The 7,691-nt window shown below is 62.3% G+C and carries 2 protein-coding genes; both read left to right on the top strand.

The features are described 5' to 3' along the window. On the top strand, positions 1-1,995 hold a 1,995-nt coding region (locus VFY73_RS12385), incomplete at its 5' end, for an RHS repeat-associated core domain-containing protein (protein WP_329719098.1). A gap of 42 nt (positions 1,996-2,037) precedes the next feature. Beyond that, positions 2,038-7,680 carry a hypothetical protein gene (locus VFY73_RS12380; RefSeq protein ID WP_329719096.1) on the top strand — a complete coding sequence of 1,881 codons (5,643 nt, stop codon included), beginning with the start codon at positions 2,038-2,040 and terminating at the stop codon, positions 7,678-7,680. The last annotated feature ends 11 nt before the right edge of the window (positions 7,681-7,691 follow it).

Raw genomic sequence — 7,691 nt, 5'->3', positions numbered from 1 at the left:
CAGGTCGTCACGGCCAGCGCCGACTACACCTACGACGCGCTCTACCGTCTGCTGGTTGCCGAAGGGCGAGAGCACATCGGCCAGGTCTCGCAACACGAGACGAGCTGGAACGATGCCTTTCGCGTCAACCTGCCGCACCCGAACGACGGCCAGGCGATGCGCCGCTATGTCGAACAGTATTCGTACGACCCGGTCGGCAACTTCGTGCAGCTGGTTCACCAAGCGGCGAATGGCAACTGGACGCGCGGCTACAGCTACGACGAAGCCAGCCTGATCGAGCCGAGCAAACTGAGCAACCGTCTGAGCAGCGTGGCGGTCGGTGACAACGAACCACAACGCTTCCCCTACGACGCCCACGGCAACATGACCGCGATGCCGCACCTGAGCGGCATGGCCTGGGATTTCCGCGACCAGTTGCGGCGCGTGGACCTGGGCGGGGGTGGCATCGCGTACTACGTCTACGACGCCTCGGGCCAACGCATCCGCAAGGTCGTCGAGAAGAACGGCGGCAACCTCATCGAAGAGCGCATCACGCTCGGGGGGTTCGAAGTCTTCCGCCGTCGTAACGCCACCGGCGAGGTTTCGCTCGAGCGCGAAACGCTGCATGTGATGGACGACCGGCAGCGCATTGCATTGGTCGAGACGCGCACGGTGGGCGATGAGGTCGAGGTGCCCGTGCAGCTGACCCGTTACCAGCTGTCCAACCACCTCGGCTCGGCGTCATTGGAAGTGGATGCCGACGGGCAAATCATCACCTACGAGGAGTACTACCCGTATGGCAGCACGTCGTACCAGGCTGGGCGCAGCGCGGCGGAGGTGAGCTTGAAGCGGTATCGGTACACGGGGATGGAGAGGGATGAGGAGACGGGACTGAACTACCACGGGGCGAGGTATTACGCGGCGTGGTTGGGGAGGTGGACTGGCTGTGATTCGGTAGGGCCTGTGGATTGTCTAAACCTCTATGTCTATTGCCGAAATAACCCGATAAACCTAGTCGACCCGAGTGGATACAGCTCCGACAAGGCAGACCAAGCCGAGTCTCGCCTGAGAAGCGCCCGCGGAAATCTTGACGCACTTGGACGAGAGCAAGCCAACCTACTGGTCCAGCAGCGTCTCCAAGAGGCAGGTGTCGATAAATGGGAAGATACCATCAAAGAGACCAAACAAGCAATATTTGATGCTGAGACAGAGCAAATCAGGAGGGGCGATCTGAAATCGTATGAGCGCGGAAGCGGCAATCGGGGGCTTGTGAAAAAGCTTGAACATGCCGAGCGCAAGCTTGCTGAGGCAAAGGGCTCTCTTGAAAGGGCAAACAAGGGGCTGAAAATGGTCGAGAGGAAAATTGAGGCGGCTAAAAAGGAGGTTAAGAGGCTCGCCGCGAAAACGCAAAGGCTCGGGGGGGATCCAAATGCCGAACCGAGCGATTCGCGGGTAACCTCAGAAGATATAGCCGACGTAGATAAAGACCCTTTGAAGGAAAAGTTTTCAAAGCTGAAAGACGGAACGGGGACCAGTTCGGTCAAGGGACGGTCAAGTAGAGGCCGTGCTTCGGGGGCGATTCAGGCGAGCTTCGACGCTCTCAGCATCCTTGAGGACGTGGCTAATGGTGATATTCGGGAAGCGTTGGAAGGGACGGGGTTGCTTGTCGCGGCCAAGAAGATACCTGGCGTCGGGCTGGCGCTCGCGGGCGCTGCGGTTCTTCAAAAAAGACATGATCCAGAGCTAAATAGAATTTCAACAGGAATCGGTAAGGCTGTTGAAGGTGAAACTGGTTCGCAACTTATAGGGGCTGCAGCCGCGGCGGTTTCTCACACTTTAATAACTGTTGGTGCCACCACCTTGGATATGGTGCCGAAGTTCTTGAAATCGAATATTGGTATTCTGACCTCAAGTCCAGGTTCGGCGTTTTCTCCGGGTTTCGCTGGTCCTGCGGTTAGTGGGGGGCTGCGCAGTAAGCTTTGCTATTCTGGCGCTCCTTGTTCGCGTCGTCCATGAGATCGGTTTGAAGGGTTGGGGATAGAGCCGGATCTTCGACGTGTGGATCTCAATATTTATATTCCATCAGGGGAAATTTACATGCAAATCAAACAGGCCGCCGTATTGGCAGCCGAAACTGAACTGAGAACCGCATCTCAAAGCGTTTCGCTCAACTCGCAGCCAAAGACTCGCAGTGCAGGCGTCGGGCTGGAGGTTCCACCGAAAGAGTTCTTTCATCTTGAGCCTGAGGTCGGCCTGACCGTACCGCCGCTGGCCGGCAATGCATTCACGATCAGCGGTACCGCCTCGTGCGATCTGCTCAAGGACATACCTGGCGACGAAGACGACATCTTTGTCCGCCACGCCGACGAGACAATCACTGGCGTCCAAGTCAGGGTGGGGACCGCTGGGCCATTCACCGCAACGCCCACAGGCCCTGGTGGGACGCCTTGGACCAGCTGGACGCTATCAGTCAGCGGCATGCCCGACGGAACTTTGACGGTCGTCGCCCAAGTCTTCGCAAGCGATCCGCCCAACGCCGGAGGCTCCGCCACTGACTCACGAATGGTGGTCGTCGACAGCGCCCCGCCAACCATCACCATCGATCCGCCCGCGGACGTGGTTTCTCCGGCGCCGCCATTCGTTGCGACCATCACCGGCACGGCTGTGGACAGCCCGGCGGGCGTGGCCGCAGTCGAATGGCAGTACGGCGACAGCGGGTTCGTGCAGGCGAACGGCACGACCAGTTGGTCGGCGCAAGTCACGCTGCAGCCTCGCCTCGGGTCGCACACGGTGGCAGTGCGCGCGCGTGACAGCCTGGGCAATGAGAGTGCGCTTCAGACGGTGACGGTGATGCTTGGCGACACGACCGCACCGTCGCTTGACATCGACGTGCCGCAACCGAATGCGCCAGCGTTCCCTCTGGCGGATGGTTTGGCGATCGTGGATGTGCGCGGGACGGCTTCTGACACGCAGAGCGGGGTTGCTCTTGTGGAGTGGGCGCTGGACGGCGAAGAGGATTACACGCCTGCAACGCCACGGTCCGATGGTGATTGGTCAACCTGGAGTGCACGCATCCTGATCGACAAGGCGGGCAACCACAAGATCAAGGTGCGCGCTACCGACAAGGCGGCGCTCGGGCCGAATGTGACTCCAATGGAACGCGACATCGTGGTGGCAGAGCCGTTCGAGCCAGCCGACCCGGACGCAGTCTTCAGCCCCGCGGCGTACCTGGACGATCTGCTGGACTTCGCCACCCACCGCGCGAAGACCGGGCCGGATGGCGAGCTGATCACTCGCCAATTGCTGGTCGACAACTATCTGCAGCCTTTTGCCGAGTTGGTCACTGCGGACAACCGCCTGGTGGCGAACTTGCCGGCCAGCCAGGTGCGGCTGTGCGTCGACGTGTTGCGCCGCTACATGGCCAAGCACGAACGTGTGCTGCCTGCCGAGGCCGAGGCGACCTACCGCCAGGCAGCCTATGTCGCGCTCTTGCGCGGCTTGGGCACTTCGCATGAAGAGATCCGGTTGGCGCGAGTGGCTGAAGGCGCCGCGCGCAATGCGCTGGCCGGTCGGCTGGGGATCGGATTGTCGGGTTTCCGCCCCGATCGCCTGGACCAGCTGTTGTTGCAGCCTGCCGAACTGACGGAAGCGGCACTGAAGACCTTGTTCGGCCTCGAAGAGACAACGCTCAAGCCGCTGGCCGACAGTCTGCTGCCCGAAGCCTTGCTGTTGATCTGGCAGAAAGAGAACTTGCGCGGCATCTGGCAACAGCAAGACGACGCGGCGCGCTCGGCATTCGACCTGCCGGCGCCGGTGATCGACCCGGACCTGCTGATCGTGCAAGACCTGCGCACCGCCAGCGCAGGCGATGCCGCCTACGACCTGTGGAGATCGCGGCAAGGTGACTTGACCGCCTTCGTGGCCGCATTGGACGCCGCTCGCAAGGCACAAGCCACGCAAGAGGCTGGGTTCGACCACATCGTTGGCGAAGTGCTCGGGTCGGTGACCGAGTTGCTGGCGTTGGACGAGGCTCGGCGACGGGGCGAGGCCATCGAGGACGCGCTGGTTGCCAAGCTGCTCACCCTTCAGGCCTTCCTGCATCTCATGCGAGTGCGCGAATTGGCCGTCGCCCGTGACGTGCTGGACGCGGAGTGGGCCGATGTCTACGCGATCCTGACGCAAGTGAACAAGCTGGGGCGCTACGAAGCCTGGCGCGGCGAAGAAAAGACCAAAGGGCTGGTCCTCGGGCCAGACGCTTTCCAGCTGCCCGATGCCGTCAACACGCCGCCGGTTGTGTTGGACCCATGGCGGGCAACACCACAAGCACGACAGGCGTGGCGCCGCACTTTGGATTCGCGCATGCAGCAAGAGGAGACGTTGAAGCAGGCCATGCAGTCGGTGGTGGGTACAGCCGAAGAAGAGGCTTTGCCGCTGCTCAGGCAGGCCTGCGTGGTGGCCATCGCCGGCGATCGTGACCCCGCAGTCATCGCCGATCGATTGACACAGGAATTGGGCATCGACTGCAAGGACGCAGGGCATCAACAAACCACGCGGGCATTGCAGGCGCTGGCCACGATGCAAGAGGTGCTGCTGTCGCTGCGCACCGGGCGACTCAAGACAGAGCCACCGGTACTGGGCACGGTGAATCCGGCGGCCGACTGGGAGTTGGTGCTCGATCCGGACAAGCCCTACACCGAGTCCGACTTCGACGAGGAATGGATCTGGATGGGTGGCTACGCCACCTGGAATGCAGCCATGCGCGTCTTTGCCTACCCGGAAAGCTATTTGCTGCCGGAGCTTCGTCCCGTATCGAACTTGCCACGGGACTCGCGCCCGCCTTCGACCCAGACCGACGCCTTCCGGAAATTGTTGACGGATCTGCGCGACCAGCCGCGGCTCACACCGGTGCAGGCGCGAAGCCTCGCAGCAGACTATTTCAGCAAGCTGAGAGTGGACTTGGCCGACATCCTGCCGCCCGCATTGCAGAAGAAGGACCCGGACCATGCCGACGAGGAGGTGATCATCACTGAGCTGCTCACCGACAGCCAGCTCGACGCCCGGCGCGACTTTGTCCGTGGACTCTTCGAGCAGCTCCTCGATCCCAACGTGAGCTACCTCCAGGAGATCTTCTACTTTGTGCCGATGGCGCTGGCTTTGCAGCTCCAGAGGTCGGGCCAGTATCTGGTGGCCCTGGATTGGATCGAGACCGTCTATGTCGACCACTTCAAAGTCGACGAACGCAAGATCTACCACGGCCTGACGCTGGAAGAGTCCATCCCGACGCATTACCAACGCAACCCGGACAACTGGCTGCGGGTGGGCTTGAACCCCCACGAGATCGCACTGGTGCGCGCCAGCGCCTACACGCGTTTTACGCTGATGACACTGGTGCGTTGCTACCTCGACTTTGCGGATGCCGAGTTCACGCGTGACGATGGCGAGGCGGTCGCTCGGGCCCGCGCGTTGTACACAGCAGCGCTGTCGTTGCTGTCGTTGCGGGAGATGCAGCCGCCGACCCAACCCGATCAGGTGTCGCCATTCCCGCCCAACCCGGTGCCGCAGGCACTGAAGATGCGTGCGGAACTCAATCTGTCCAAGCTGCGCAGTGGTCGAAACATTGCCGGAATTCCGCGGCAGGCGCCGCTCATCATTCAGCCTGCGCTCAACTTCGACCGCTTGCCGGTGGCCAGCGAAATGCAACGCCATTTCCGCCCAACGCCGTATCACTACCCGGTGCTGATCGAGCGCGCGAAGAACCTGGTCAGCATCGCGCAGCAGGTTGAGCAAGCGTTCCTGGCGGCGCTTGAGAAGCGCGACGCCGAAGCGTACAACCTGCTCAAAGCTGGCCATGATCTCGCGCTGGCCAGCGCGGCGATCGATCTCAAGAACCTGCAAGTCATTGAGTCGGAGGAGAGCATCGGCGTGGCGGAGCACCAGCTCGATCGAGCCACCACGCAACGCGATACCTACGGTGACTGGATTGATTCAGGCCTGAGCTTCTGGGAGCACAGTGTGCTCGCCAGCCATGCGGCCGCCGGTGCATTCGGTGCTGTCCTGGCGGGTGTTGATGCCACTTTGGCGGCGGCACAGGCGCTTACGAGCGCGTTGTCCGCTCCCCATGGCCCGGACAAGGCGGCAGCGCTGGCATCCGCTGCCAAGGTCGGAGTCGCAGCCGCGTCGTCTGCGACAACGGGTGCGTTGAAAGTCGGTGCCGAGACCGCCGCGCAGATCGGCTCCGCAAAGGCCAGTTTCGAACGCCGCAGCGATGAATGGCGACTGCAGCGTCAGCTCGCCCGCCACGACATGGCCATCAGCTCGCAACAGGTGCTGGTGGCGCAACGCCACGCCGACGTCGCCCGGAAGGAAGCTTTCATTGCGACGACTCAGCACCGTCAGGCGGATGCAACCCTGCAGTTCCTGAACAACAAATTCACCAATGCCGATTTGTACGCCTGGATGAGCGGCATTCTCGGCGGCGCCTACAACTACTTCCTGCAGCAGGCCACGGCCATGGCGCAGCTGGCCCAGTACCAGCTGGCCTTTGAGCGCCAGGAGTCGCCGCCTTCCTTCATCAAGGCCGACTACTGGGAGGCGACGGAGGACTCCGCTCCCAATGGACAAGACGGCCAACCCGATCGCCGCGGCATGACCGGCTCGGTCCGTCTGCTGCAAGACATCACGCGGCTCGACCAGTTCGCATTCGATTCCAACAAGCGCAAGCTGCAGCTGATGGAGACGTTTTCGCTGGCGCAGTTGTTCCCGGTGGAGTTTCAACGCTTCCGCGAGACGGGACGCCTGCCGTTTGCCACGCCGATGTCGCTGTTCGACAGTGGCTTCCCGGGGCACTACCTGCGACTGATCTCGCGCGTCAGCCTGTCGGTGGTGGCGCTGGTGCCGCCGCGTCGAGGCCTGCGGGCCACCTTGATCGCGTCGGGAATTTCGCGTGTCGTGGCCGGCGGCGACACCTTCCAGACCCTCACTGTGCGCCGCGATCCTGAACTGATCGCATTCACATCGACCAGCAGCGCCACCGGCCTGCTCGACCTGCAGCCCGATCAAGGCATGCTGCGTCCGTTCGAGAGCATGGGCGTGGACACCAACTGGGAACTGCAACTGCCCAAGGCCGCGAATCCTTTCGACTTCGGCACCATCTCTGATGTCCTGTTCACCGTCGAATACACCGCGCTGCAAGACTTCACCTACCGGCAGCAGGTGATCCAGCAGCTGGACGACAGCCTGAGCGCCGAGCGCGTGGTCAGCATCCGCGATCAGTACGCCGATCAGTGGTACGCGCTGCACAACGCCGAGCACGCGCAAACGCCGATGACGGTGAAGTTCAAGCTCGACCGTCAGAGCTTCCCGCCGAATCTCGACGACGTGCGGATCCAGCAGGTGATGTTTGCCGTCGCGCGGGCCGATGGGCAGACCTTCGAGATCGGCAACACGCAGCTGAGGCTGATACCGCAAGGCGAGACGCTGGCCGTTGGCGGGGCGGTCGATGGGACCACCGACGGCCTCATCAGCACCCGTCGCGGCAATGGCAGCGCCTGGGTGCCGATGATCGGCAAGTCGCCTGCCGGCGACTGGGAGCTGACGCTGCCCAACACCGAAGAGATGCGCAACCGCTTCAAGGATGAAGAGATCGACGATCTCCTGCTCGTGCTGACCTACGAGGGCCGCACGCCGGCGTGGCCGATGTAGCCAGCCCGACT

It is taken from the genome of Ideonella sp. (assembly GCF_036277275.1).
Classification (GTDB): domain Bacteria; phylum Pseudomonadota; class Gammaproteobacteria; order Burkholderiales; family Burkholderiaceae_C; genus Ideonella.
Note: the sequence above shows the minus strand (reverse complement) of the source record. Positions and strands in the feature narration are given on the sequence as shown.